This is a genomic window from Actinophytocola sp. (genome assembly GCF_036002505.1).
GTDB lineage: Bacteria > Actinomycetota > Actinomycetes > Mycobacteriales > Pseudonocardiaceae > DASYTH01.
The window spans coordinates 1-24,563 of record NZ_DASYTH010000208.1 but is presented as its reverse complement, the minus strand read 5'-3'; the positions used below and the strand labels follow the sequence as shown (position 1 = coordinate 24,563).

The 24,563-nt window shown below is 69.6% G+C and carries 22 protein-coding genes and 1 pseudogene; 17 read left to right on the top strand and 6 right to left on the bottom strand.

Annotation, left to right across the window (positions count from 1 at the left end):
- Nucleotides 1-74: 74 nt before the first annotated feature.
- Nucleotides 75-314: a hypothetical protein gene (locus VGR06_RS17850; protein ID WP_327560213.1), complete on the bottom strand. Its 240-nt coding sequence runs from the start codon at nt 312-314 to the stop codon at nt 75-77.
- Here VGR06_RS17850 and VGR06_RS43925 point away from each other — a divergent pair.
- Entirely contained in the window at nt 314-535 is a 222-nt protein-coding gene (locus tag VGR06_RS43925) for a helix-turn-helix domain-containing protein (RefSeq protein ID WP_414637291.1), read from the top strand. The genes VGR06_RS17850 and VGR06_RS43925 overlap by 1 nt on opposite strands.
- Nucleotides 536-548: 13 nt before the next feature.
- A pseudogene (locus VGR06_RS17845) lies at nt 549-689 on the top strand (Scr1 family TA system antitoxin-like transcriptional regulator); the annotation flags it as partial.
- Here the strand turns inward: VGR06_RS17845 and VGR06_RS17840 are convergent.
- Complete coding sequence (locus tag VGR06_RS17840) at nt 684-1,334, bottom strand: hypothetical protein (RefSeq protein WP_327560212.1); 651 nt, start codon at nt 1,332-1,334, stop codon at nt 684-686. The pseudogene VGR06_RS17845 and the gene VGR06_RS17840 sit on opposite strands and share 6 nt — an antisense overlap.
- Nucleotides 1,335-1,360: 26 nt before the next feature.
- On the bottom strand, nt 1,361-2,755 hold the full coding sequence (locus VGR06_RS17835; RefSeq protein WP_327560211.1) for an NUDIX hydrolase: 1,395 nt from the start codon (nt 2,753-2,755) through the stop codon (nt 1,361-1,363).
- A gap of 192 nt (nt 2,756-2,947) precedes the next feature.
- On the opposite strand from VGR06_RS17835, the gene VGR06_RS17830 reads away from it, so the two are divergent.
- The 6 genes from VGR06_RS17830 to VGR06_RS17805 are packed head-to-tail and all read left to right on the top strand — an operon-like array spanning nt 2,948 to nt 9,035.
- Nucleotides 2,948-4,315 (top strand): glutamine synthetase family protein, encoded by a 1,368-nt coding sequence (locus VGR06_RS17830; protein WP_327560210.1) that lies wholly within the window; start codon nt 2,948-2,950, stop codon nt 4,313-4,315.
- 4 nt (nt 4,316-4,319) lie between these two features.
- Nucleotides 4,320-5,063 carry a gamma-glutamyl-gamma-aminobutyrate hydrolase family protein gene (locus VGR06_RS17825; protein WP_327560209.1) on the top strand — a complete coding sequence of 248 codons (744 nt, stop codon included), beginning with the start codon at nt 4,320-4,322 and terminating at the stop codon, nt 5,061-5,063.
- On the top strand, nt 5,060-6,430 hold the full coding sequence (locus tag VGR06_RS17820) for an aldehyde dehydrogenase family protein (RefSeq protein ID WP_327560208.1): 1,371 nt from the start codon (nt 5,060-5,062) through the stop codon (nt 6,428-6,430). Before VGR06_RS17825 ends, VGR06_RS17820 begins: the two co-directional genes overlap by 4 nt.
- Nucleotides 6,431-7,192: a 3-oxoacyl-ACP reductase gene (locus VGR06_RS17815; RefSeq protein WP_327560207.1), complete on the top strand. Its 762-nt coding sequence runs from the start codon at nt 6,431-6,433 to the stop codon at nt 7,190-7,192.
- 17 nt (nt 7,193-7,209) lie between these two features.
- Nucleotides 7,210-7,917, top strand: coding sequence for a FadR/GntR family transcriptional regulator (locus tag VGR06_RS17810; RefSeq protein WP_327560227.1), 708 nt, complete (start codon nt 7,210-7,212; stop codon nt 7,915-7,917).
- A gap of 29 nt (nt 7,918-7,946) precedes the next feature.
- On the top strand, nt 7,947-9,035 hold the full coding sequence (locus tag VGR06_RS17805) for a hypothetical protein (protein WP_327560206.1): 1,089 nt from the start codon (nt 7,947-7,949) through the stop codon (nt 9,033-9,035).
- A 4-nt stretch (nt 9,036-9,039) separates the two neighbouring features.
- Here the strand turns inward: VGR06_RS17805 and VGR06_RS17800 are convergent, their stop codons facing one another.
- Nucleotides 9,040-9,732 carry a hypothetical protein gene (locus tag VGR06_RS17800; RefSeq protein WP_327560205.1) on the bottom strand — a complete coding sequence of 231 codons (693 nt, stop codon included), beginning with the start codon at nt 9,730-9,732 and terminating at the stop codon, nt 9,040-9,042.
- A 24-nt stretch (nt 9,733-9,756) separates the two neighbouring features.
- Nucleotides 9,757-10,242: a DUF1707 domain-containing protein gene (locus VGR06_RS17795; RefSeq protein ID WP_327560204.1), complete on the bottom strand. Its 486-nt coding sequence runs from the start codon at nt 10,240-10,242 to the stop codon at nt 9,757-9,759.
- A 99-nt stretch (nt 10,243-10,341) separates the two neighbouring features.
- Between VGR06_RS17795 and ald the strand changes: the two genes are divergently transcribed.
- The 8 genes from ald to VGR06_RS17755 all read left to right on the top strand — a co-directional run bounded on the left by ald (nt 10,342) and on the right by VGR06_RS17755 (nt 22,992).
- Nucleotides 10,342-11,469 carry an alanine dehydrogenase gene (gene ald / locus VGR06_RS17790; RefSeq protein ID WP_327560203.1) on the top strand — a complete coding sequence of 376 codons (1,128 nt, stop codon included), beginning with the start codon at nt 10,342-10,344 and terminating at the stop codon, nt 11,467-11,469.
- A gap of 2 nt (nt 11,470-11,471) precedes the next feature.
- Nucleotides 11,472-12,383: a site-specific tyrosine recombinase XerD gene (gene xerD, locus VGR06_RS17785; protein WP_327560226.1), complete on the top strand. Its 912-nt coding sequence runs from the start codon at nt 11,472-11,474 to the stop codon at nt 12,381-12,383.
- 102 nt (nt 12,384-12,485) lie between these two features.
- A complete protein-coding gene (locus VGR06_RS17780) occupies nt 12,486-13,136 on the top strand; it encodes a winged helix-turn-helix transcriptional regulator (protein ID WP_327560202.1) in 651 nt (216 codons plus the stop codon).
- Between the two features lie 271 nt (nt 13,137-13,407).
- A complete protein-coding gene (locus tag VGR06_RS17775; protein ID WP_327560201.1) occupies nt 13,408-14,307 on the top strand; it encodes a DUF1702 family protein in 900 nt (299 codons plus the stop codon).
- A gap of 72 nt (nt 14,308-14,379) precedes the next feature.
- The gene (locus tag VGR06_RS17770; RefSeq protein ID WP_327560200.1) at nt 14,380-16,275 is read left to right on the top strand and encodes a VCBS repeat-containing protein; all 1,896 of its coding nucleotides are present in this window, start codon (nt 14,380-14,382) and stop codon (nt 16,273-16,275) included.
- Entirely contained in the window at nt 16,272-17,243 is a 972-nt protein-coding gene (locus tag VGR06_RS17765; RefSeq protein ID WP_327560199.1) for an enediyne biosynthesis protein UnbU, read from the top strand. The genes VGR06_RS17770 and VGR06_RS17765 overlap by 4 nt, the downstream gene beginning before the upstream one ends.
- Nucleotides 17,240-22,579 carry an SDR family NAD(P)-dependent oxidoreductase gene (locus VGR06_RS17760; RefSeq protein ID WP_327560198.1) on the top strand — a complete coding sequence of 1,780 codons (5,340 nt, stop codon included), beginning with the start codon at nt 17,240-17,242 and terminating at the stop codon, nt 22,577-22,579. Before VGR06_RS17765 ends, VGR06_RS17760 begins: the two co-directional genes overlap by 4 nt.
- Nucleotides 22,576-22,992, top strand: a complete 417-nt coding sequence (locus VGR06_RS17755; RefSeq protein WP_327560197.1) for an acyl-CoA thioesterase — start codon at nt 22,576-22,578, stop codon at nt 22,990-22,992. The genes VGR06_RS17760 and VGR06_RS17755 overlap by 4 nt, the downstream gene beginning before the upstream one ends.
- A gap of 29 nt (nt 22,993-23,021) precedes the next feature.
- Here the strand turns inward: VGR06_RS17755 and VGR06_RS17750 are convergent, their stop codons facing one another.
- Nucleotides 23,022-23,738 (bottom strand): DUF899 family protein, encoded by a 717-nt coding sequence (locus VGR06_RS17750; protein ID WP_327560196.1) that lies wholly within the window; start codon nt 23,736-23,738, stop codon nt 23,022-23,024.
- Nucleotides 23,739-23,862: 124 nt separating this feature from the next.
- Here VGR06_RS17750 and VGR06_RS17745 point away from each other — a divergent pair.
- A partial coding sequence (locus tag VGR06_RS17745) for a Clp protease N-terminal domain-containing protein (RefSeq protein WP_327560225.1) occupies nt 23,863-24,563 on the top strand: 701 nt, incomplete at its 3' end.

Genomic DNA, 24,563 nt, shown 5'->3' with positions numbered 1-24,563 from the left:
TCCCAATGGGCTAGGACCAGTCCTTTAGATGCGGTAGAGACTGATCCTCAGCGCCCGCCGATGTCAAGAGCGCGTCAAACAGGCTCGTCCTCGGCCAGCTCCCGGGCATGGATCGCGTCCATCTCCCGCAAGGCGTCAGAGCCCAGGCGCAGGAACTCGCGCAACGCCTCGGGGTCGAAGCTGAGCTGGAAGCTCTCTTCGGAGTTGCGACCGCACGTCACGTAGACCACACCGCTGCCGCCGACCTCGAACCGGATCGGGCGGCCGTCGCCGATGTCGACCCACGACCCGACGACCAAGCCACTGCTGTACATTGACCCTCCACTTCGGACGTAAAGGGTTTGCCGAACCAGGCCCGGCCACCAGGCGACGGCAGCTTGGTCGCCAGCTGCGCGATCTTCGGGTGGCCGCGGGCCTCCGCACGATGGACCCTGCCGCCCAGAGGACCGGGCTGAGCCGCGCCACCATCAGCCGGATCGAGAGCGCCCAACTGTCAATCGACTGGTCAAGTTCCGCCTGGCTCGGCAAGAACTAGTGGACGGAGACGTGCGCCACGACTACATGTCGTGATCAAAGAGGCGGTGCTGCGCCGGCACGTTGGTGGAGCGCGAGTGATGCGCGAGCAGCTCGGGCGCATCGTGGATGTGGCGAAGCGGCCGAGGCTGGGCAGTTCGGCCACTAGGCTATGACTTGCTGTCTGAGCCTTGTTCGAGTCCTCTCAGCCAGTCGGATGTAACTTGTTGACCTCGGCGAAGCAGGCCCCAGAACATCGCCTCGATGGCGGCGATCATGGTCGGGTTCTCGGATCTGATCCCTTCGAGCTCGACTCGATTATCCGTATGCCCGTAGTAGGCGCAGAAGAAGCCTACTCCAAGATGGGTGTTGATGCCGATCCGAAATCGATACGGCGTGAGGTCGGCGAAAGTGTATAATTTGACGCTTTGTGATGACACGATTCCTCGAAGCACTTCCGGCCGTTCGCGGTAGTATGCCCGGATGGTCTGCTCGGTGATCGCCGCGTGGATCTCAAGGTTGCTGTGTCCGGAGATCTCCAGCAGCCGGGTAAATGGGTCGAATTCCGGGTATCCGCCGGTATGAGACATCAGCAGTATCCGGCCAATGTGATCGCTGACGTCCTGCACAAAGATGGCATTGAAGTTGTTAATGACCTGAGTTCGAGTGTTGATTCTCTGATATGATCGCCCCAGGTTCAGGCCAAATCGATTCGCGATACGGCGACGCAGCTTGTCCGTGTCGAACAGCGCGAGCCCCAGGGCGGCCACGATGATGCCAGCGAGGACGCTCAAGGCGACATTCAAGACTGCGGCGCCCACGGCGTGCCCTTTCGGCTGAGATTGATCTAGGCCAATTTTGCGCAAAGGCGCTCGAAGCTGTCAAGGAACCTGGTGAATTCGGGTTTATAGTTCAGTTCCGCCGCCTGGCTGGGTGGCAGAGTGTTGAAGAGAGATTGTTCCAACCATCCGATCAGTACGTCCTGTTCGTCGGGTGAGACTAAAAGCTCGCGGGCAGCTGAGATCAATGTCTCCAGCATGGTCATAGCGTCGCCGCGGACAGTTTCGGTGACATCATGTTGTTCAAGGAGGTGGCGAACGTCGTCGACGGCGTTCTTTTCGTCATGCCTGCTCCATAGTTCGTCGACTGACTGTTTGTCGTCAACCTTGACTGCCAGTCTGAACGCGTAGTAGCTGTACACGCCTTGCTTGAAGTCTTGCAGCGTGCCAGTCCGAAGGTCGAAATAGTCATTAAGTAGCTGCCCGAAACGCGCGGTTCGGCAGTGAAATTTGTAGAGAGCATCGCCGGCCGGCCACCGTCCTGCCGCTCGGAGGCATGCGCGCCAGGACACACCCAAGAACCGGGTTCGGTCGACCGATGCTTCGAGATAGGCATTCGCATCAGAGAACCGTGTCATGAGCCTGGCAGCTTGACCCGCCCGGCAGGTCATCAGTGCATGCAGAATATCCTGGGCGAGTTCTTGGCCCAATCGCTCGCGGATCACCTTGTGCAGCGACTCGATAGCGCCGAACAGCCCATTGATGATGCGGGCACGGCCAAATCTGACGTGAGCTGTCTCGGTTCCGTAACGTTGCTGGCGGTCATCGGATAGGTCGTCCAGGATGGTCCACAGCGAGAACAGTAGCTCCGCGAGGACCGCATGTTGCCCGGCTTCACGACCCATATCAGACAGTAGAAAAGGAATGGACGACTTGAATTTGCGCCATGGGGTTCGGGTTATATGCCATCTAAGAATTGGCAACAGATCGAAATCTGAGAACTCCTCCAGGCTGTTGTACAGGTACGAGTAGAAGAGTGACGAGAAGAGTCCATCCACGGCGCGGGAATGTTGCTCGGCCGTGACGCTGTCGCGCGATGCGAGCCACCAACTCAGTATCGGCACGCGAGCCTCGAGAACTGTTTGCTCTGGCAGATCTTCGATCGGGAAGTATCGTGCCTCGACGAGGTCAGACTCTTGCTCGACCGACAGGCTTCCGTCAGTCACAGTGACTTCGTAAGTGGCCACCTGCCAGGTCGGCCGGCGAATAACCGCAACAGCTCTTCCGACCTCGATGGTCAGCGCGGTTTCTTCGTGAAACTCTCGGATCAGTGCCTCTTCGCTGGACTCTCCGTTTTCGATCCCGCCCGCAGGCAATGACCACAGACCACCCATCTGCGGATCGGTTGTCGCCCGTTTGACCAAGAGGATTCGGCCGGCGCTGTCGAATAGTAGGCCGCCCACGAATCTATGCATGTCCACCTCCGCCAGGGACAATCACTGCCTGAGGGTACTCCCGGCGTTGTCCCAGCGGGTAACTGGCCCATCACCCATGGTCACAACAGATCCCAACCTGACCTGCGCGGCCGTTTGACAGGTTGAGCCATACCAGGTGCAATGGGTTCATTGGATCACTACTGGTCCTTTGGAGGGCGGATGCGGCACGGCGATGGTCTGCTGAGCCTGGGCCGGCTGCGGGAGCTGGTCGAGGCAGGGGAGATCGACACGGTCCTGCTGGCGCTGGTGGACATGCAGGGCCGGTTGCAGGGCAAGCGATGCGGCGCGGAGTACTTCCTCAACGAGGTGGTGCCGCATGCCGCGGAGGCGTGCAACTACCTGCTCGCCGTGGATGTCGAGATGAACACCGTGGATGGGTACCGGATGTCCTCGTGGGAGCGGGGGTACGGGGACTTCGTGCTGCGGCCGGACTTCGCGACGCTGCGCCGGGTGCCGTGGCACGACGGGACGGCGCTGCTGCTGGCCGACATCGAGTGGCTGGACGGCACGCCGGTGGTCGCCTCGCCGCGCCAGGTGCTGCGCCGCCAGCTCGACCGGCTGGCCGAGCGCGGGCTGGCCGCCTACGTCGGCACCGAGCTCGAGTTCATCGTGTTCGAGGACACCTACGAGGATGCCTGGCGGCGCGGCTACCGGGAGCTGACCCCGGCCAACCAGTACAACGTGGACTACTCGATGCTCGGCACCGGGCGGCTCGAACCGCTGCTGCGCGACATCCGCAACGGGATGGCGGGTGCGGGGATGTACGTGGAGTCGGCGAAGGGGGAGTGCAACCCCGGCCAGCACGAGATCGCGTTCCGCTACGCCGAGGCGCTGACCACGTGCGACAACCACAGCATCTACAAGACCGGGGCCAAGGAGATCGCCGCGGCGCACGGCAAGAGCCTGACGTTCATGGCGAAGTACAACGAGCGCGAGGGCAACTCCTGCCACATCCACATCAGCCTGCGCGGCACCGACGGCACCCCGGTGCTGGCCGGTGACGGGGCGCACGGGTTCTCTCCGCTGATGGACCACTTCCTGGCCGGCCAGCTCGCCGCGACCCGCGAGCTCACCTACTTCTTCGCGCCGAACGTCAACTCCTACAAACGGTTCGTGGCCGGCAGCTTCGCCCCGACCACGGTCGCCTGGGGTCCGGACAACCGCACCTGCGCGCTGCGGGTGGTGGGGCACGGCGACTCGTTGCGGGTGGAGAACCGGATTCCGGGCGGGGACGTGAACCCCTACCTCGCGGTGGCCGCGTTGATCGCGGCCGGGTTGCACGGTATCGAGAACGAGCTGCCGCTGGAGCCTCCGCTGGCCGGAAACGCTTACGAGCACACGGATCGGGCGCAGGTCCCGGCCACCCTGCGGGACGCCGCGGCGCTGCTGGCGGAGAGCAAGCTGGCCCGTGCGGCGTTCGGCGACGAAGTGGTGGACCACTACCTGAACAACGCGCGGGTGGAGCTCGCGGCCTACGACGCCGCGGTGACCGACTGGGAGAAGGTCCGTGGCTTCGAGCGGCTCTAGTGCGATGAATGACTCATTCAGTGCGTCTGGTGCAGCGAATGGGGCATTCATCGCATCTCGCCCCCTCATCGGCATCAGTTGCTACCTGGAGCAGGCCAGGTTCGGCGTGTGGGACATGCCGGCGGCGCTGCTCCATAAGCCCTATGTGGACAGTGTGGTTGCGGCCGGAGGCACGCCGGTGCTGATCCCGCCCGGCGGTGCCTGGGACGCCAGCCTGGTGTCGCGTTTGGACGGTCTGGTACTGGCCGGGGGCGCGGACATCGACCCCGCCCACTACGGCCAGCCGGCACTGCCCACGACCGGAGCGCCGCGCCGCGACCGGGACGGTGTCGAGTTCCAACTCCTCGACGCCGCAAGGGAAAGCGGGGTGCCGGTGCTGGGCGTCTGCCGCGGCCTGCAGGTGATCAACATCGCGCTGGGCGGCGACTTGCGCCAGCACCTGCCCGACGACGTGGGGAGCACCGACCATCTGCCGCGGCCCGGGACGTTCGGGCGTGTCGAGGTGAAGGTGGCGGCGGAGTCCCGGCTGGCCGGCATCCTCGGCGAGCAGGCAACGGTGTCCTGCCATCATCACCAGGGCGCCGGCCGGCTCGGCGCCGGGCTGGTCCCGGTGGCCTGGGCCGCCGACGGCTCGGTCGAGGCGCTCGAGCTGCCCGGTGACAACGAGTTTCTCCTTGGCGTGCAATGGCATCCGGAAATGGACGCGGACGGTGTGCGGCTGTTCGAGGCGTTGGTGGAAGCGGCATGACGGCGGCGACCTTCGACGTGATCAACCCGGCCACCGAGCGGGTGGTCGAGACCGTGGCGCTGACCTCGGCCGAGGAGACGGACGAGGCCATTGTCCGGGCCGCCGCGGCGTTTCCGTCGTGGCGGGCGGTGGCGCCGGGGGAGCGGGCGGCGCTGCTGCGGGCGTTCGCGTCCGCCGTGGACGCCGACCGGGAGAACCTGGCGCGGCTGGAGGTGGCCAACTCCGGGCACACGATCTCCAACGCTCGCTGGGAAGCGGGCAACGTCCGGGATGTGCTGAACTACTACGCGGCCGCGCCGGAGCGGTTGTTCGGCCGGCAGATTCCGGTGCCCGGCGGTCTGGACGTCACGTTCGCCGAGCCGCTGGGTGTGGTCGGGGTGATCGTGCCGTGGAACTTCCCGATGCCGATCGCCGGCTGGGGGTTCGCGCCGGCGCTGGCCGCCGGGAACACCGTGGTGCTCAAGCCGGCCGAGCTGACCCCGCTGACGGCGCTGCGGCTCGGTGAGCTGGCCCGCGAGGCCGGGATCCCGGACGATGCGTTCCAGGTGCTGCCCGGCAAGGGTTCCGTCGTGGGGCAACGGTTCGTGGACCACCCGGCGGTGCGGAAGATCGTGTTCACCGGCTCGACCGAGGTCGGGAAGCAGATCATGGCCGGGTGCGCGGCGTCGGTGAAGCGGGTGACACTGGAGCTGGGCGGGAAGAACGCCAACATCGTGTTCGCCGACGCGGACCTGGAGAAGGCGGCGGCCACCGCGCCGTACGGGGTGTTCGACAACGCCGGGCAGGACTGCTGCGCGCGGTCCCGGATCCTGGTGCAGCGCGGCGTTTTCGACCGGTTCCTGGAGCTGCTGGAGCCGGCCGTGCACGGGGTCGTGGTGGGGGATCCGGGGGACGAGGCGACCGAGATGGGTCCGCTGATCTCGGCGGCGCACCGGGCGAGCGTGGCCGGCTACGTGCCGCCCGGCGCCCCGGTGGCGTTCCGCGGGAGCGCGCCGGACGGTCCGGGTTTCTGGTTTCCGCCAACGGTTCTGCTGCCGTCCTCAGTGGATGATCGGACGGTGGTCGAGGAGATCTTCGGTCCGGTGGTGACCGTGCAGGCGTTCGACGAGGAGGCGGACGCGGTGCGGATGGCCAACGCCACCGAGTACGGGCTGTCCGGGTCGATCTGGACCCGCGACGTCGGCCGGGCGCTGCGGGTGGCGCGCGGGGTGGAGGCCGGGAACCTGTCGGTGAACTCGCACTCCTCGGTCCGGTACTGGACGCCGTTCGGCGGGGTGAAGCAGTCCGGCCTCGGGCGCGAGCTCGGCCCGGACGCGCTGGCCGCGTTCACCGAGACCAAGAACGTCTTCATCAGCACGGAGGGGTAGATGCGGCTACAGGATCGGGTGGCGGTGATCACCGGCGCGGCCAGCGGGATCGGCCTGGCGACCGCGCGGCGGTTCGCCGCCGAGGGGGCGCGGGTGGTCGCCGTGGACCTGAACGCCGACGCGGTCGAGGAACTGGCCAAGGAGCTCGACGGTGACGCGATCACCTGTGACGTCACCGACGAGCCCGGCGTCGAGGCACTGTTCGACACCGTGGTGTCCCGGCACGGGCGGGTCGACATCGCGTTCAACAACGCCGGCATCTCGCCACCCGAGGACGACTCCATCCTCACCACCGGCATCGAGGCCTGGGAGCACGTCCAGCGGGTCAACCTCACCTCCGTCTACCTCTGCTGCAAGTACGTGATCCCCCACATGCAACGCCAGGGCCACGGCTCGATCATCAACACCGCCTCCTTCGTCGCCGTCCTCGGCGCCGCAACCTCGCAGATCTCCTACACCGCCTCCAAAGGCGGGGTCCTCGCGATGTCCCGCGAGCTCGGCGTCCAGTTCGCCCGCGAAGGCATCCGGGTCAACGCCCTGTGCCCCGGTCCGGTGAACACCCCCCTGTTGCAGGAACTGTTCGCGAAGGACCCCGAGCGCGCCCAGCGCCGCCTGGTCCACGTCCCCATGGGCCGCTTCGCCGAACCGTCCGAGATCGCGGCCGCCGTCGCATTCCTGGCCAGCGACGACTCGTCGTTCATCACCGCGTCCACGTTCCTCGTCGATGGCGGCATCTCCGGCGCCTACGTGACCCCGCTCTAGGTGCGGCAGTGTCCACTTTGGCCAGTGCGGGCGCGGCGGTCTTCCGCCCCGTCCGCACCGGCAACGCGTTCGAGGAAACCGTCGAGCGGTTGTTGCAGGCCATCCGCCTCGGCGTCACCGCCCCCGGCGAACGCCTCCCCGCCGAGCGCGACCTCGCCACCCGCCTCGCCGTCAGCCGGGTAACCCTCCGCGAAGCCATCCGCGCGCTGGCCGACGCCGGCTACGTCGAATCCCGCCGCGGCCGCTACGGCGGCACGTTCGTGACGGACACCCTTCCCCTCACCGCCAGCGGCCGCCCGCGCGAAGAGCTCGCCACTTGCCTCGAAGACGTGCTCACCCTGCGCCGCGTCCTCGAAACCGGCGCCGCCGAAGCCGCCGCCACCCGCACCCTTACCGAAGCCGACCGCACCCACCTCCGCGAAGCCCTCACCGAGTCCAACACGACCGATCCGGCTGACTACCGCCGCCGCGACTCCCGCCTCCACCTGGCCATCGCCGAAGTCGCCGCCTCCCCCCTCCTGACAACTGCCGTCGCCGACATCCGCATCCGGGTGAACGAGCTACTCGACGCCATCCCCCTCCTCACCACCAACATCCACCACTCCCACACCCAACACAGAAAGATCATCGACCGCATCCTTGCCCACGACCCCCCCGGCGCCCGAAAAGCCATGGCCGAACACCTCGACGGCACCGCCGCTCTCCTCCGCGGCTTTCTGTCCTGACCCGGCATGACCGAAAGTGGATCTTCCGGTTGGATACCGGCATGGGGTCGGACGAACCGCCCGGAGAAGGAACCTTCAACAGATTCCGCGGCACCGTCCGCGGTCAGATCATCCAGGCTCGAGACGTATTCATCGTGTCCCGGCCACACCGGCGGACCACGCTCGCCGTGTTGATCCTCGCGGCGCTGGTCGCCACGGCCGTGATCGTTTACGGCCCCCGGAGCCCAGGCAGTACCGCTACCGCGACATCGCCAAGTACGACGGCAGGAACACCGCTGATCGGAGATCCGCACAGTGCCGATCTGTGTTCCCTTGCCAGGGCTGCAAAACAGCCGATGGAAAAATTCGGCAAGGTTGAGCTCGACCCCAACTACGGCAATTTCAATGGGTGTGACCTGATCATTCAATTGCCGGATCAGTCCACGGAGGTGTATGTCGAGTTCCAGCTCCAGAAAGCTGGTCCGCCTCCCGCCGCACTGTGGAATACGAGTACTGGTCCTGTATCTGTTGCGTGGCAAGGCCTAAGCAACGGTGAGTGCCATCGGATTCTGTCTGTACACGAGCCGAATATCATCGACGTCGGTGCACGTCTGGTCAAGGGGCAGCAGGCCGATCTGTGCGGGATGGCCACTGTCGCCACCAACATAGTGATCTTTTTGTTCAACGGCGCATTGCCGCTGCCCCGCCGGAAACTCGTCCCAAACTCGTTGGACACTCTCGATGCCTGCGCGTTGCTCGACGAGGCGACGCTGACCAGTGAGGGAGTCGGTGGTGGTGCCCCGGTGCCCGGCATAGGCAACTGGTCATGCCGGTGGGGCCCTGCCGGTGGGCGTTCCGTCGACCTGCGTTTCGATCAGTCGCGGCCGCTGGCTGCCCCGCGGGACGGCACACCGGTCAGGCTTGGGCAGCACAACGCCTTCGTCCGCGCAGGCGGCGACGGGGATGGCAACAACTGCCTGGTACAAGTCGGGTACCGGATTTTCACATGGAGCCACGGTGACAGGTGGGAGTTGGTGCGGGTCGTACTCAGTGGGCCGGTGTCTCAGGTTTCGGTCGCATCGCTGTGCGAACCGGCGAAGAGGATCGCGGAGGCCGTAGAACGGAACCTGCCGCGCTGACTCTCTACATGATGGCCGCCTTGAGCAGTTCGTAGGCGGCGTTGCCGGCGATTCCGCTGGCGAGAGCGGCAGCGGTGGCTCGCAGGGCCTGGCTGATCGGTGCCGCGGAGACGATTTGTGGCGGCTCGCCCGGCGCGAGGTCGCGGATGTCGTTGTCGAGGTCACGCCAGTCGCTCAGCACCTCGACGATCTCGCTGAGGGAGCGGTCGAGATACCTGCCGTTGGCGTCGACGAGCCGAACCGAGCGGAGTGAGAGCCAATCGATCAACCCTGGGTAGTCCCGGTAAGCCATGAAGCTGACCAACTCGGGCCTGCCCGAATATCGCCAACCCACCGATTCAAAGGGAATTTCGGCGCTCGCCAACGCGGCGGCGTGTTCGTCCTGCACCATTCTCCGTGTCTCGTCGAACCTAGCGGCGTCGAATTCCCAGCGCGGCTGGCCGGCCGGGTGTCGTTGCCCGTCGCGCTGCCGGTAGCCGACAAAGTGCAGGTCCCAGCGCGTACCGGACCTGTCGTTGAGGTATACGTACTCCGCCTTCAGGTCCTTCAGCACGATCGACTTCGGGTGGCAGAAAGCGAGGCTGACGAGCATGCTGCCGTCGTCACTTTGTCTGGATCGTTTTCGAAGGACGCGCAGAAGTGACTTCCACCTCGCCGCCGGCTCTAGGTAAGCGGGCAATCCCACCATGAAGTCCATGCGCGAATCGTAGGGGCAGCGGCGTCACATGCGTAGGGGACGGCCGTGGCGGTCGGTGCCGCCGGTGGTGATGAGCAGGATGCCGTCGATGATGGACCAGATGACGCCGATGCCGACGAACACGAGGACGAGTTGGGCGACGGCGATGCCGATGTGGCCGGTGTAGAAGCGGCCGGTGCCGAAGGGGAGCAGGATCTGGAGGAGGCCGGCGGCGAGGCAGGACTTCTCCGAGTAGCCGACCGGGGCGCCGGGTGGGTGGTACGGGAGCAGCGTGGCCGGCGTGGGTGGGGGCGCCGGTGGGGCCATGAACGGCGGGTAGGGCGCCGGGAGGTCGGTGAAGAGGGTGCGGAGGTCGGCGCGGGTGGTGGCGTCGACGGCGGCGGTGACGCGGGTTTCGTACTCGGCCATGGGGAGGCGGCCGGCGGCGAAGTGGTCGCCGAGAACCTTGATGGCGTCCTCGCGTTCGGCCGTGCCGATGCGGAGGGCGTCCGGGTCCGGCGGGGTGCTCACGGTCGTCACGATACGTGAGTGTCACTGAGACCGGCCGGAGATCGGTGGGGCTAGGCTCGCGGCCGTGGACAGCGTGGTCCAGTAAGGGAGGGGGCGCGAGTGCTGGTTGGAGTTCCTCGTGAGGTGAAGAACCACGAGTACCGGGTGGCGATCACGCCGGCCGGGGTGGTGGAGCTGGTGCACCGCGGCCACGACGTGCTGGTCGAGACCGGCGCCGGCGCCGGAAGCTCGTTTCCGGACAACGACTATCTCGCGGCGGGGGCGAAGATCGCGCCGAACGCCGACGATACCTGGGGCGCGGCGGACCTGGTGCTGAAGGTGAAGGAGCCGGTCGCCGAGGAGTACGGGCGGCTGCGGCGGGGGCAGCTGCTGTTCACCTACCTGCACCTGGCGGCGAGCGAGGAGTGCACCCGAGCGCTCGTGGACTCGGGGATCACGGCGATCGCTTACGAGACGGTGCAGGCCGCGGACGGATCGTTGCCGTTGCTGGCGCCGATGAGCGAGGTGGCCGGGCGGATGGCGCCGCAGGTCGGGGCGCACTGCCTGGAGCGGGCGCAGGGTGGGCGCGGGGTGCTGCTCGGCGGGGTGTCGGGGGTGCCGGCGGGGAAGGTCGTGGTGATCGGCGCCGGGGTGGCCGGGATGAACGCGGCCAGCATCGCGCTCGGGTTGCAGGCCGAGGTCGTGGTGCTCGATACCAACATCAACCGGTTGCGGGAGATCGACTTCACCTACCGCGGGCATCTGCAGACGGTGGCCAGCAACGCCTACGAGGTGGACAAGGCGTGCCGGTGGGCGGATCTGGTGATCGGCGCGGTGCTGGTGCCCGGGGCCCGGGCGCCGAAGCTGGTGAGCAACGAGCTGGTCGCGCAGATGCGGCCGGGCTCCGTGCTCGTGGACATCGCCATCGACCAGGGCGGCTGCTTCGCCGACTCGCGGCCGACCACGCACGCCGACCCGACGTTCACCGTGCACAACTCGGTGTTCTACTGCGTGGCCAACATGCCGGGTGCGGTGCCGAACACCTCTACCTGGGCGCTCACCAACGTCACCCTGCCGTATGCGGTCGCCTTGGCGGACAAGGGTTTCGAGGACGCGGTGCGGGCCGACCCGGTGCTGCGCCGGGGTGTCAACGTGACCGCCGGCGCGGTGGTGCTGGAGGAGGTGGCGGCCGCGCACGGCATGCCGCCCGTGCCCCTGGAGACGGTGTTCGGGAGTGGTGCCGACTGAGCCTGCACGGCGTGATCACCGGCTATCTCGACCATCTCGCGGTGGAGCGGGGAACCGCCCGCAACACCCTGGACGGGTACGCCCGCGACCTCCGGCGCTACGCCGACCATCTCGCCTGCTCCGGGGTGGACGCGCTCAAGGACGTCGCCGAGTGGCACGTGTCCGCGTTCCTCGCGGCGCTGCGGGAAGGCACCGGGGAGCACCCGCCGCTGGCCGCGTCCTCCGCTGCCCGCGCCCTGGTCGCCGTCCGCGGCCTGCACCGCTTCGCCGTCCGCGAAGGCCTGGTGGACACCGACCCGGCCCGCGACGTGCACCCCCCGTCGCCGCCGCGCCGCCTGCCCAAGGCCCTGCCCGTCGACGACGTGCTGCGGCTGCTGGACACCCCGGGCGGCGACGCCCCCGGCGCCTTACGCGACCGGGCACTGCTGGAGCTGCTGTACTCCACCGGCGCCCGGATCTCCGAAGCCGTCGGTCTGGACCTCGACGACGTGGACGCGAAGGAGCGCACGGTGCGCCTGGACGGCAAGGGCGGCAAGCAGCGCCTCGTCCCGATCGGCCGTCCGGCCCTGGCCGCGCTCGACGCCTACCTGGTGCGGGTCCGCCCGGCCCTGGCCACCCACGGCCGCGGCACCCCCGCCGTGTTTCTCAACGTTCGCGGCGGCCGGCTCTCCCGGCAGAGCGCCTGGCAGGTGCTGAAGGTGGCGGCCGACCGGGCCGGGCTCGGCACCTCGGTGTCCCCGCACACCCTCCGCCACTCCTTCGCCACCCACCTGCTCGAGGGCGGCGCCGACGTGCGCGTCGTGCAGGAACTGCTCGGCCACGCTTCGGTCACCACCACCCAGATCTACACCCTGGTCACCGTGACCACCCTGCGCGAGATCTACGCCACCGCGCACCCCCGCGCACAAGGCTGACCCGGTCACCTGAACCGTGTACCGCCGATCAGGTGAAGATCGATGTTACTATTGGTTTGTATCGTCGGTTCGATGGGGGCACGGAAGGTTGGGCGAGGCGCCATGGCGGGCAAGCGTGACTACGGGCAGTTCTGTGGCCTCGCCGCCGGGCTGAACATCGTCGGTGAGCGCTGGACGTTTCTGATCGTCCGGGAGCTGCTCATCGGGCCGGCCCGGTTCAACGAGATGATCGACAACCTGCCGGGGATCGGGCCGAACCTGCTGGCGGAGCGGCTGCGAACACTTGTCGAACATGGAGTCATCGAGGCCCGGTCGGTGCCGGGAGACGGGCGCGGCAAGCAGTACCAGTTGACCCTGGTCGGCGAGCAGTTGCGGGCGCCGATGCTGTCGCTGGCCCGCTGGGGAATGCAGTTCCTGGAGGGGGACGACCGGAACGGCGCGGTCCGCGCCGAGTGGGGCTTCCTGGCCGTCCAGGCGATGGTGATCGAGGACCGGATTCCCACCGTGGACGAGAGCTACGAGTTCCGGGTCGGCGACGCGCCGTTCACGATCCAGGTGCGCGGCGGCGCCGTGCGGTTCATGCGCGGTGAGGATCCCGACGCCGATCTTGTGATTACCAGTGACCCGGACACTTTTGTCCAGATCGGCGCGCGAATGATCACACCGTTCGACGCGCTCGCGGCCGGTGAAATCAAGATCGAGGGGTCGGCGGACGCCATCCAGCGATGCACCCGGATGCTCGGGCTGAGCTAAACGATCCTAACGGATTATGCGCGCCCATCGTCCTTAAGCGACGGTCCTGCTCCAGCGCAGATAGGGTTAACTTTCTAGAAGTTACCGACAACCCCCGATCGGGTGAGAACGTCTTGCTTGACGTGGTGTTATCGTCGGTGGTAGGACAAACGTGTGCGCTCGTTGTGGCTGACTGACGATCATTTGATATAGCGATCTCTCCGGTTTGCGAGAGGGGTGCTCAATGGGCGGTGGTGGCACGGGAGGACCTCGGTCATCCAGCACACCGCGGTTGGGCTTCCGCCTTCCGCTGGGAATGGCGGACTTCGCCAAACGAGGATTCCGCCTAGACCGTCCGGACGAACGCGCGGTCCTCGAGCGGCACGCCCGCAGTTTTCTGGCCGGGTTCAACGAGGTGACCGGCTGGCGGAACACCCATGGCGTGCTCGGCCAAATTCCGGACGAGGAAAGGGGCTTCGCCTACGAGGGCGCCGGCATGCGCGCGGCGCTGCACGACCTCGTCGCGCCGGCCCGGGCCGCCGTGCTGCCGCGGTTGCTGGCCGGGCCGGGGCAGCGGTATGTCCACTTGATCCACGTCGGCTACGGCTGGGGCCTGGTGCCCACCCGGCTGCCGGTTCCGGTGCGGTTGCCGGCAACGCCACTGCTCCGCTGGCTCGCCCTGGACGGCGCCGGGTTCGCCGAGGTGTTCTTCGGTGGCCTGCCGGCGTTGCGCCGCCGGTGCGGGCGGCCGGCCACCCCGCGCCAGGCGGTCCGCATCGCCGGCTGCGGCCGGGCATTGTGGTTCCTGCAGTGCGCGGATGTCGCCGGGGTTGCCGGCATCATCGACACCGTACCGGCGGAGGCAAAACCGCAGCTGTGGGCCGGTGCCGGACTCGCCGCCTGCTACGCCGGGGGTATCGACCGCGCAAAGATCGACGAACTGGTCGCGGCCAGTGGAAAACACGAGCCGCACCTGCGGCAGGGCGCACTGTTCGCCATCACCGCACGCGCTCGTTCCGGAGTTGTGCCGGCACACACGGAAATGGCGTGCCGGCAGTTGTTCTCGGTCGGCCCCGACGTGGCGGAGGGTTGGACCGACGACGCCGCACGTGGGCTCGCCGGGTCCGCCGAACTATCGTCCTATATGGAGTGGAAATCGCGGTTACGCATCGCCGTCGCGCACCGCTCGTGACGGCCGGGTGACAACAGAATACCGATTCGACACTGAGTCCGATCACCCACTACGAACTAAGGGCGCGTCGTCGTGTACGGTCTTTTGCGAAAATCTGTTCTGCTGGCGGTTGTACTGGTACTTTCCGTGCTCACCGGTATTTTAACGGCACGGCCGAAGCTGAGCGAAGGGCAAACGCGGGAGCTCGCCGCCGGGTTCGGATTCTCCAGGATCGCGCTCAACTCCGCGCCCCGCGCCGCCCGGGTGCAGCGCGCCGTGGAGCCCGCGCTGGAACCGATCCGCGCCTGGATCTCCGCGGTCGGCGCCGCGGTGGCGCTGGCGGACCTGCGCGGCCTCGGCCGCTCGGCCGACGCGTGCCTGGTGGATCCGCGGGACGACTCGGTGACCGTCGCCGGGGTGCCCGGTGCGGGCGGCCCGGCGTATGCGCGCTTCGTGCTCTCGCCGACCCTGCTGCGCTACGACGCGACGATGGCCCCGATGGGCTGCGTTCCGGCCGACCTCAACGAGGACGGCGCGCTCGACTTCCTGGTGTACTACTGGGGCCGCTCGCCGGTGCTGTTCCTCGACACGGCCGCGCCGGGCGCCACCCCGGCCGCCGCGAACTTTCAGCCGGTCGAGCTGGTCACGCCCATGCAGGTGTGGAACTCGACCGCGCTGAACGTCGGCGACGTCGACGGCGACGGCCACCTCGACGTCCTCGTCGGCAACTACTTCCCCGACGGCGCAAGGGTTCTGGACCCGAACGCGACCGGCGACGGCCGGATGCGGATGCAGGACTCGATGGGTATGGCCCGCAACGCCGGCGTGAACCGGCTGCTGCTCGCGCGACCCACCGGGGCTCGCGGCGCCCCACCGGTACTGACCGACGCGAGCACCGCGTTCCCCAGCGACTCGGCCCAATCCTGGACGCTGGCGATCGGCCTGCAGGACCTCACCGGTGACGGCCAGCCGGAGCTGTACGTCGCCAACGACTTCGGCCCGGACCAGCTCCTGGTGAACACCTCCACGCCGGGCGAGGTGCGGCTGACCGAGGTGACCGGGCGGCGCGACCTGGTGACCCCGCGGTCGGAGGTGTTGGGCTACGACTCGTTCAAGGGCATGGGCGTCACGTTCACCTACACCGGGGACGCGGCGCTCCCGATGATCGCCGTCAGCAACATCACCACCCCGTTCGCCTTGCAGGAGAGCAATTTCGCGTTCGTGCCCACCGGGGACGGCCGGGTGCTGCTGGCCGGCACGCTGCCCTACGACGAGCGCAGCGAGGAGCTCGGGCTGGCCCGCAGCGGCTGGTCCTGGGACATCAAGGCCGGCGACTTCGACAACTCCGGCACCGACGAGATCATGCAGGCCACCGGGTTCCTCAAGGGGCACACCGACCGCTGGGCGCAGTTGCAGGAGTTGGCGCTGGGCAACGACGAGCTGCTGCGCTACCCCGCGGTCTGGCCGAAGTTCGAGGTGGGCGACGACCTCTCCGGACACCAGACCAACCCGTTCTACGTGCGTTCGGCCGGTGGGCGCTACACGGATCTGGCCGCCCGGCTGGGCATCGGCGATCCGTGGAACACCCGCGGCCTGGCCTTCGGCGACGTCGACGGCGACGGGCGGCTGGACGCGCTGGTGGCCAACCAGTGGGAGGACTCCGTGCTGCTGCGGAACACCTCGCCGAGCTCCGGGCGCGGGATCGATCTCAGGCTTGTCCAGCCCGGAGCGGCCGGCGGCGAGCGGGCCGCGATCGGGGCGACGGTCTCGGTGTCCGGGTCGCACCCGCAGAAGACCCAGCTCTATCCGGCCAACGGCCACGCCGGCGTCTCGGCGAGCCTGGTGCACCTGGCATCCCCGGACGCGGGCCCGGTCCGGGCCACCGTCACCTGGCGCGCCGGCACCCGGCTGCTCAGCACCGGTGTCGCGCTGACTCCCGGACACCACAGCGTGCTGCTCCAACCCGACGGAACGGCGGTAACCCGATGACCAGCACAGCGCAACCGCGCCTGGACGAGATGGTTGCGGTACCGCGACTCGCGGATCGCGACGCCCCGGTCGTGCCCGCCGGCAAGCCGCCGGTGGACACCCGGGTCCGGGCGCTGCGGCGGTTCGCCCTGTCGCTCACCGCCTTCAACATCGCCGGCCAGCTCGTGCTCGGCTTCGAGCAGCCGCCGGTCACCCCGCTGGTGGCGCTGGCCGTCAGCTACTCGGTGGCGCTGCTGTTCGAGTGGCTGGACAGCTGGGCGAGCAAGCGGCGCCCGGCCTATGCCGGCGGTCCCGGGGCCCTGGTCACCTTCCTGCTGCCACCGCACATCACCGCACTCGCCTGCGCGATGTTGTTGTACGGCAACGCTTCCCTCTGGCCGTACCTGTTCGCGGTGGTGGTCGCCAACGGCACCAAGTACGTGCTGCGCATCCGGATCCGGGGGAAGGTGCGGCACGTGTTCAACCCGTCGAACGCGGGCATCGTGGCCACCCTGCTGATCTTTCCCTGGGTGGGCATCGCGCCGCCGTACCACTTCACCAACGCCGTCACCGGTGCGCTGGACTGGATCATCCCGCTGGCCATCCTCGGCGCGGGCACGATGCTCAACGTCGGGCTCACCGGGAAGATCCCGCTGATCCTCGGCTGGGTCGGCGGGTTCGTCGCCCAGGGCGTGCTGCGCTGGCTGCTGTTCGACCATGAGCTGGTCGGCACGCTGGTGCCGATGACCGGCCTGGCGTTCGTGATCTACACCAACTACATGATCACCGACCCGGCCACGTCGCCGGCGAAACCGTGGCACCAGGTGGTTTTCGGCCTGACCAGCGCGCTGGTGTACGGCGTGCTCGTGGTGTTCGGCGTGGTGTTCGGCCTGTTCTTCGCGCTGGCCGTCACCTGCGGGCTGCGTGCCCTGGTGCTGCTCGCAACCGAGCGCCGCTCGGCCGTGGCCGGTGGCGGGACCGCACCGTGACGCGGTCAAGAATCGCGATCGTGGGGATGGCGTGCCGGTACCCGGACGCGTCCACGCCCGCACAGCTCTGGCAGAACGTGCTCGGCCGGCGGCGGGCGTTCCGGCGGCTGCCCGGCGGCCGGCTCTCCGACCGGTATCGCGGCGACGGGGTGGACCTCACCTATCTGACCCACGCCGGGGTGCTGCGGGACTGGGAGTTCGACCGGCAGCGGTTCGGCATCCCGGGTCCGCTGCACCGGGCGGCCGACCCGGTGCACTGGCTGGCACTGGAGACCGCGGCCGGCGCGCTGGCCGACGCCGGCCACCCGGCCGGCGAGGGGCTGGACCGCGACACCGTGGGCGTCGTTTTCGGCAACTCACTCACCGGCGAGTTCACCCGGGCCGCCACGATCCGGTTACGGTGGCCATTCATCGCGGACGCGGCGGCCACGGCGATGAACGACACCGGGTTGCCGGCGGAGCTGGCCGGCCGGGTGCTCGGCCGGCTCGAGCGGCTGGTCAAGGAGCCGTTCCCGGAGCCGGGCGGCGAGTCGCTCACCGGCGCGCTGGCGAACACCATCGCCGGCCGGGTGTGCAACCAGTTCGACTTCCACGGCACCGGCTACACCGTCGACGGCGCCTGCTCGTCCAGCCTGCTGGCGGTGATCACGGCGTGCCAGGCGCTGGCCGCCGGCGACTGCGACTTCATGCTGGCCGGCGGTGTCGACGTGTCGCTCGACCCGCTCGAGCTGGTCGGGTTCGCCCGGCTGGGTGCGCTCGCGGCGACCGAGATGCGGGTGTACGACGCGGACCCCACCGGGTTCCTGCCCGGCGAGGGGTGCGGGGTGGTCGCGCTGATGCGGGCCGAGGACGCCGAGCGGGCCGGCAGGCGCAGCTACGCGCACCTCGTCGGCTGGGCATCCGCCTCGGACGGATCCGGCGGGCTGAGCCGCCCGGAGCTGCGCGGGCAGGTGCTGGCGCTGCGCCGGGCCTACCGCCGGGCGGGGCTGCACCCGGACGAGGTGACGCTCATCGAGGGCCACGGCACCGGCACCGCGGTGGGCGACCACACCGAGCTGGACGCGCTCGTGGATCTGCGCGGGCTCGGCACCGGCCCGGCGGCGCTGGGCTCGGTCAAGGCCAACATCGGCCATACCAAGGCCGCCGCGGGCGTGGCCGGGCTGATCAAGGCGACCCTCGCGGTCACGCACCGGGTGCTGCCGCCGACCACCGGCTGCGCGCGCCCGCACGATTTGCTGTGCCGGCCCGGTGCGCCGCTGCGGGTGCTCGACGAGCCGGAGCCGTGGACCTCGGCGGTGCCGCGGGCCGGCGTGTCCTCCATGGGCTTCGGCGGGATCAACGCGCACGTGATCGTGGAAGGGGTCGACGGTGCGCCCGCGACCGCGCTGCCGGCCAGCGTGCGGCGCTGGTCGGCCCGGATCGGCCCGGCCGAGATCGTGTTTCTCGGCGCGGAGAACCCGGGCGCGCTGGGGGAGCGGCTGGCGCTGCTGGCCGGCGCCGCCCGCCGGCTGAGCCAGGCGGAGCTGGGCGACGTGGCCGCGACCGCCTGGCTGGCCAACCCCGGCGCGGCACGGTACCGGGTGGCGCTGGTGGCCACCACGCCCGATGAGCTGGCCGACGCCGCCGAGCACGCCGGCACCGCCGCCGCCGGATGGGACGAGGGACTGAGCTTTGACGAGCGGCACGGGTACGTGCTCGGTTCCGGCCCGGCGCCGCGGGTGGGCCTGCTGTTTCCCGGCCAGGCGGCCCCGGTCCGGTTGGTCATGCCGCGCTGGGCGGACCGGCTCACCGTGCCGCCCCGGCCCGGCGGAACGGATGGCGAGGAGGGTACGGGCACCGCGGTGGCGCAGCCGGCGATCGTGTGGCAGTCGCTGGCCGCCCTGGCGTGGTTGCGCGAGTTGGGCACGGTCGCGGTCGCGGCGTGCGGGCACAGCCTGGGTGAGCTGACCGCGCTGCACTGGGCCGGCGGGTGCGGCGCGGCCGAGGTGCTGGAGCTGGCCGCGGCCCGCGGGCTGATCATGAGTGGGCACGGCGTGGCCGGTACCACCATGGCGAGCCTGGGTGCCGGCGCGGATGCGGTCCGGCCGCTGCTGTCCGATGTGGACGTTGTGGTGGCCGGGTACAACGCGCCGGATCAGGTCGTGGTGTCCGGCCCGCGGGCGGACGTCCGGGTGGTGCTGGGCCGGGCCCGTGCGGCTGGGCTCGCAGCCACGGAGCTCGCGGTGTCGCACGGTTTCCACAGCCGGGCCATGCGCCCGGCTGAGCGGCCGTGGCGGGCCGTGCTGGACTCGGCGGAGCTGTGCGCGCCGCAACGGGTGGTGCTGTCCACCATCACCGGCAAGGAGCTTTCCTCCACCGTGGACGGAATCCGGGAACTGCTGGTGGCGCAGCTGACCGGCCCGGTGCTGTTCGCCGACGCGGTGGCCGAGCTGGCGTGGCGGTGTGACCTCTTGGTCGAGGCCGGGCCGGGCACGATCCTCACCGGGCTCGCCGCCGCGAACCGGGTCGGGGTGCCGGCGGTGAGCCTGGACTGCGGTGGGGATCCGCGGCGGCACGCGTTCGCCACCGCGGTGCTGGCCGCGTCCGCGGCGGCCGACCTGGACCCGTGGTTCGCCGGCCGGGCGTTCCGCCCGCTGGCGTTCGACGCCGAGCCGCGCTTCGTCACGAGCCCGTGCGAGGACCGGGCCGGTTGGGTCCGGGCACCCGCCGTGCCGGCAACGGAACCCGCTCCCGCTCCGCCGGTGACCGTGCCGGCCGGCGGTCCGCTGGCGGTGCTGACCACGCACCTGGCCGCCACGCTGGAGCTTCCGGCGAGCTCGATCACTCCGGACCGCTCGCTGCTCGGCGACCTGCACCTGAACTCGTTGCAGGTGGTGCAGGTGATCGGCACGGTGGCCGGGGCGCTCGGCCGCGAGCTGCCCGACACCGCGGCGCTGACCGGCACGACGGTGGGCGAGGCGGCCGGGATCCTGGCCGGCCTGCCCGTCGCGGCGGGCGGGGACGGGACCGTCGCCGGCGTGCGCCCCTGGGTGCGCCCGTTCACCCCGCGGTGGGTGCCGTTCGAGCCGGCCGGCGCCGGGGCCGAGCCGGACCTCGTGGTCACGCTCGAGGACGGCGCCGGTCCGGACCGCCTGGCCGGTGTGCTGCGGGAGGTGGCCGGCCGGTCCCCGAATCGGCTGCTGATCGTCCACAGTGGACATCCGGCGGCCGCCGCGGTGGGCCGGAGCGTGGCCGTGGAGCTGGACTCCTGCGCGGTCGTGGTCGCCGAGCTCCCGGAAGGCGGCCGGCCGGTCGACCCGGGTGTGTTCGCCGGGCCCGGCCGCTACCTCGAGCTGCGGCGCGCCGGGGACGGGTCGCTGTGGCGGGCCGAGATGGCGGCCCTGCCCGCGGCCGGTGGCGAGATGCCGGTCCCGCTCGGACCGGGAGAGGTGTGCCTGGTGACTGGCGGCGTCCGGGGCATCACCGCGTATGCCGCGGCGGCGCTGGCCGAGCGGACCGGCTGCACGCTGGTGCTCACCGGCCGCACCTCCGCCGGTGATCCCGGCGTCGCGGCCGCGCTGGAAGCGTTGCGGGAGCGGGTTCCGGCGCACTACCTGAGCGGTGACGTGGCCGACGGCGACGCCGCGGCCGGGCTGCTGGCGTCGGCGCGGCGGTACGGCGCGGTGCGCGGGCTGATCCACGGCGCCGGGGTGAACCATCCCCGGCGGCTGGCCGACGTCACCGCCGAGTCGCTGGCGGAGACGTTGCGCCCCAAGGTATCCGGGCTTGTGACGGTGCTCGGGCAGGCCGGTGCCGGGCTACGGCTGGTGCTCGGGTTCGGCTCGATCATCGGCCGGGCGGGGCTGGCCGGCCAGGCCGAGTACTGCGTGGCGAACGACTGGCTGCGGGTCGAGCTGGAGCGGTGGGCCGCGGCGCACCCGTCCTGCCGCACCCACGTGCTGGAGTGGTCGGTGTGGTCAGAGCTGGGCATGGGCGTGCGCATGGACGTGCTCGACACGCTGCGCCGCCGGGGTGTCGAACCGGTGCCGCCGGAGCTGGGCGTGGCGGCGATGCTCGACCTGCTCGCCCGCCCGGACGCGCCGGTGACCGTGCTGCTGACCTCGCGGTTTCCCGGTTCCCCGACGCTCTTCGCCGGCGCCGGCGCGCCCTCGTGGCCTCGGTTCGCCGAGCGGGCGGTGGTGCACGTGCCCGGGGTCGAGGCCGTGCTCGAGGCCGACCTCTCCCTGGGGTCCGACCCGTACCTGGCCGACCACCGGATCGGCGGCACACCCGTGCTGCCCGCCGTGCTGGGGCTGGAAGCGTTGGTGCAGACGGCTTCCCTGGTCCGGGAGCAGGCCCTGCCGCTGGCCCTGGCGGACCTGGAGCTGCGCGCCCCGGTCACCGTCGACTGCTCGTCGGGACGCACCATCCGGACCGCGGCGCTGGCCGGCGCCGAGGGGGTGGACGTCGTGCTGCGGGACGGCACCGACGGGTTCGCCACCGAGCGGTTCCGGGCCCGGGTGGTCGCCGCGGCGGACCGGCCGGGGCCGGTCGCCGCGGTGCCGCCGGCGAACGCTGCGGCGGCGAACCCGTGGTACGGCACCGAGTTGTTCTTCCACGGTGAACGGTTCCGCCGGCTGGCCGGCTACCAGCGGCTTTCCGCGTTCCGGGTGCACGCCCGGCTCCTTCCTTCCACAGTGGACAACTGGTTCTCACAGTTCCACAGTGGACAGTTGTGGCTGGGCGACCCGGGCGGGCACGACGCCACGCTGCACGCGCTGCTCGCCTGCGTGCCGCACCGGCGGGCGCTCCCGGTGGGTGCGGACCGGTTCACCGTCCACGAGGCTCCCGGCGGCCCGCTGCTGGTGCGGGCGCGGGAGATCACGCACACCGCCGACGACTACGTGTTCGACATCGACCTGGTGCGTCCGGACGGGGTCGTGGTGGCCCGCTGGCAGGGGCTGCGCCTGCGCGCGGTCGGCCCGCTGGCCTGGCCGGACGGGTTGCCCGCGCGGCTGATCGGGCCGTGGCTGTCCCGCCGACTGATCGAGTGCGAGGTGGCCGGCCGGGTCGAGCTGATGACCTCCCTCGGCGTCGGGCCGCTGGAGCTGGCCGGCGGCGGTCCCGCGGTGCGCACGGCGGTGGTCCGGGACACGTCGGACACCGCGGCCGACGACGCGCTGGCGCTGCTCGGCCTCGACCGCGGCCACGGCCTGCGGGTGGACCAGGTCACCGACGACGGGCTGGTGGTCGAGCGGGCGGGCACGCTCACCGTCGTCACGGCCCGGATCCGGGTGCTGGAGTCGGCGGAGCCGATCGCGGTGGCCCTCGCGCTGACGGCGGCGGGCTGCCGATGACCACGCGGCGCTACCACCACCGGCACACGGTGACCTTGGACGAGACGAACCTGGTCGGCAACGTCTATTTCGCGCATTACCTGCACTGGCAGGGTCACTGCCGGGAGCACTTCCTGGCCGAGTACGCGCCGGGAGTGCTCAAGGCGCTGCAGGCCGGCGAGATCGCGATGGCCACGGTGTCCTGCACGATGGACTACTACGCCGAGTGCTTCGCGCTCGACGAGATCGACATCGCCATGTCCCTGCGCGCCACCTCGGGCAACCGGATCGCGATGGATTTCGAGTTCTTCCGCGGCCCGCTGCTGGCTGCTCGGGGCAGCCAGTCGGTCGCCTGTTTGCGGCATACCGACGCCGGCGCGGTTCCAGCGGAAATCCCCGCGGAGCTCGCCGCGGCGCTTCAGTTGTTCGGCTGACCGCGGCGGTTGACCGGGTGCGGCGGGCGTCAGGTGGCCGAGCGTGCGCGGCCGGGGTAGGTGTTGTCCGGGTACCAGTCGCCGCGGCCGGTGGGGAGGAGGTCAAGGATGTTCCAGACCGGTGAGAGCAGGTCGATACCGCGCGGGGCGTCGTCGAGGAAGTTGGCGGGAAGAGTGTAGAAGTGGCGCACCTGGTCGCCGCCGGCGCGGAACACGCTGATCATGGGGCGCTGGTCGCCGTCGGGGCGCTCGGCGTTGAGGTCGGCGTTGAACGTGGTGCCGTGGCTGGACAGTAGCCGGAGGCCGTCCCAGCCGCGGTGCAGTGCCCAGTCCCGCAGCTTGGGCAGAGCCGCCTTGCCGATGACCGCGAAGGCCGCGTGCTGGGTGAGATGGTGTGCCACGCCGTGAAAGCCGTCCACCCACATCGAGCACATCGGGCAGGCCTCGTCGTCGTCCGGGTGGAACATCAGGTGGTACACGACGAGCGTGTCATGCTCGCCGAACAGGTCGCGCAACCGCGTTTGGCGGACCGGCTCGCGCCGGCCCAGGTCCGCCGGCCCCTCGGCGAGCAGGTACTCGCTGAGCACGAGGCCGTCCGGCATCCGCCGGCGCGCGGCCGCGACCTCCTCGATGCTGTCCCGCAACGTGCGCTCAGCTTTGGCCACCTCGATCCGCGCCGCGATGTACTCCTCGTTCGCGCCCGCCGGCCACATCGGCTCCATCCGAGCGGTGTTCGCCTCGGTCATCTCGGGTCGTCCTCCTTCGAAAGTCGCTACCCATGGTCAGCCTACGAGGTCTCACCTGAGATGGCGCCATTGACTCCGGAAGATCACTATAGAAAAATATAGTGATTAGCATCAGGGAGTGCAGATGTTTGAGAGGTTCACCGACCGCGCGAGGCGGGTGGTTGTGCTGGCTCAGGAAGAGGCCAGGATGCTCAACCACAATTATATCGGCACCGAGCACATCCTTTTGGGTTTGATCCATGAGGGTGAGGGTGTCGCTGCGAAGGCGTTGGAGTCGTTGGGGATCGCCCTGGAGGGGGTGCGGCAGCAGGTCGAGGAGATCATCGGCCAGGGTCAGCATGCGCCGTCGGGGCATATCCCGTTCACCCCGCGGGCGAAGAAGGTCCTGGAGCTGTCGCTGCGCGAGGCGTTGCAGCTGGGCCACAACTACATCGGCACCGAGCACATCCTGCTCGGGCTGATCCGGGAGGGTGAGGGCGTCGCGGCCCAGGTCCTGGTCAAGCTCGGTGCCGACCTCAACCGGGTGCGCCAGCAGGTGCTGCAGTTGCTGTCGGGCTATCAGCATGGCAAGGAGACTGAGGGTGCTGGTGGTGGCCGGGGTGAGGGCACGCCGTCCTCGAGCCTGGTGTTGGACCAGTTCGGCCGCAACCTCACCGCGAGTGCGCGGGAGGGCAAGTTGGATCCGGTGATCGGCCGGGCCAAGGAGATCGAGCGGGTCATGCAGGTCCTCTCGCGCCGGACGAAGAACAATCCGGTGTTGATCGGTGAGCCGGGGGTGGGTAAGACCGCGGTGGTTGAGGGTTTGGCGCAGATGGTGGTCAAGGG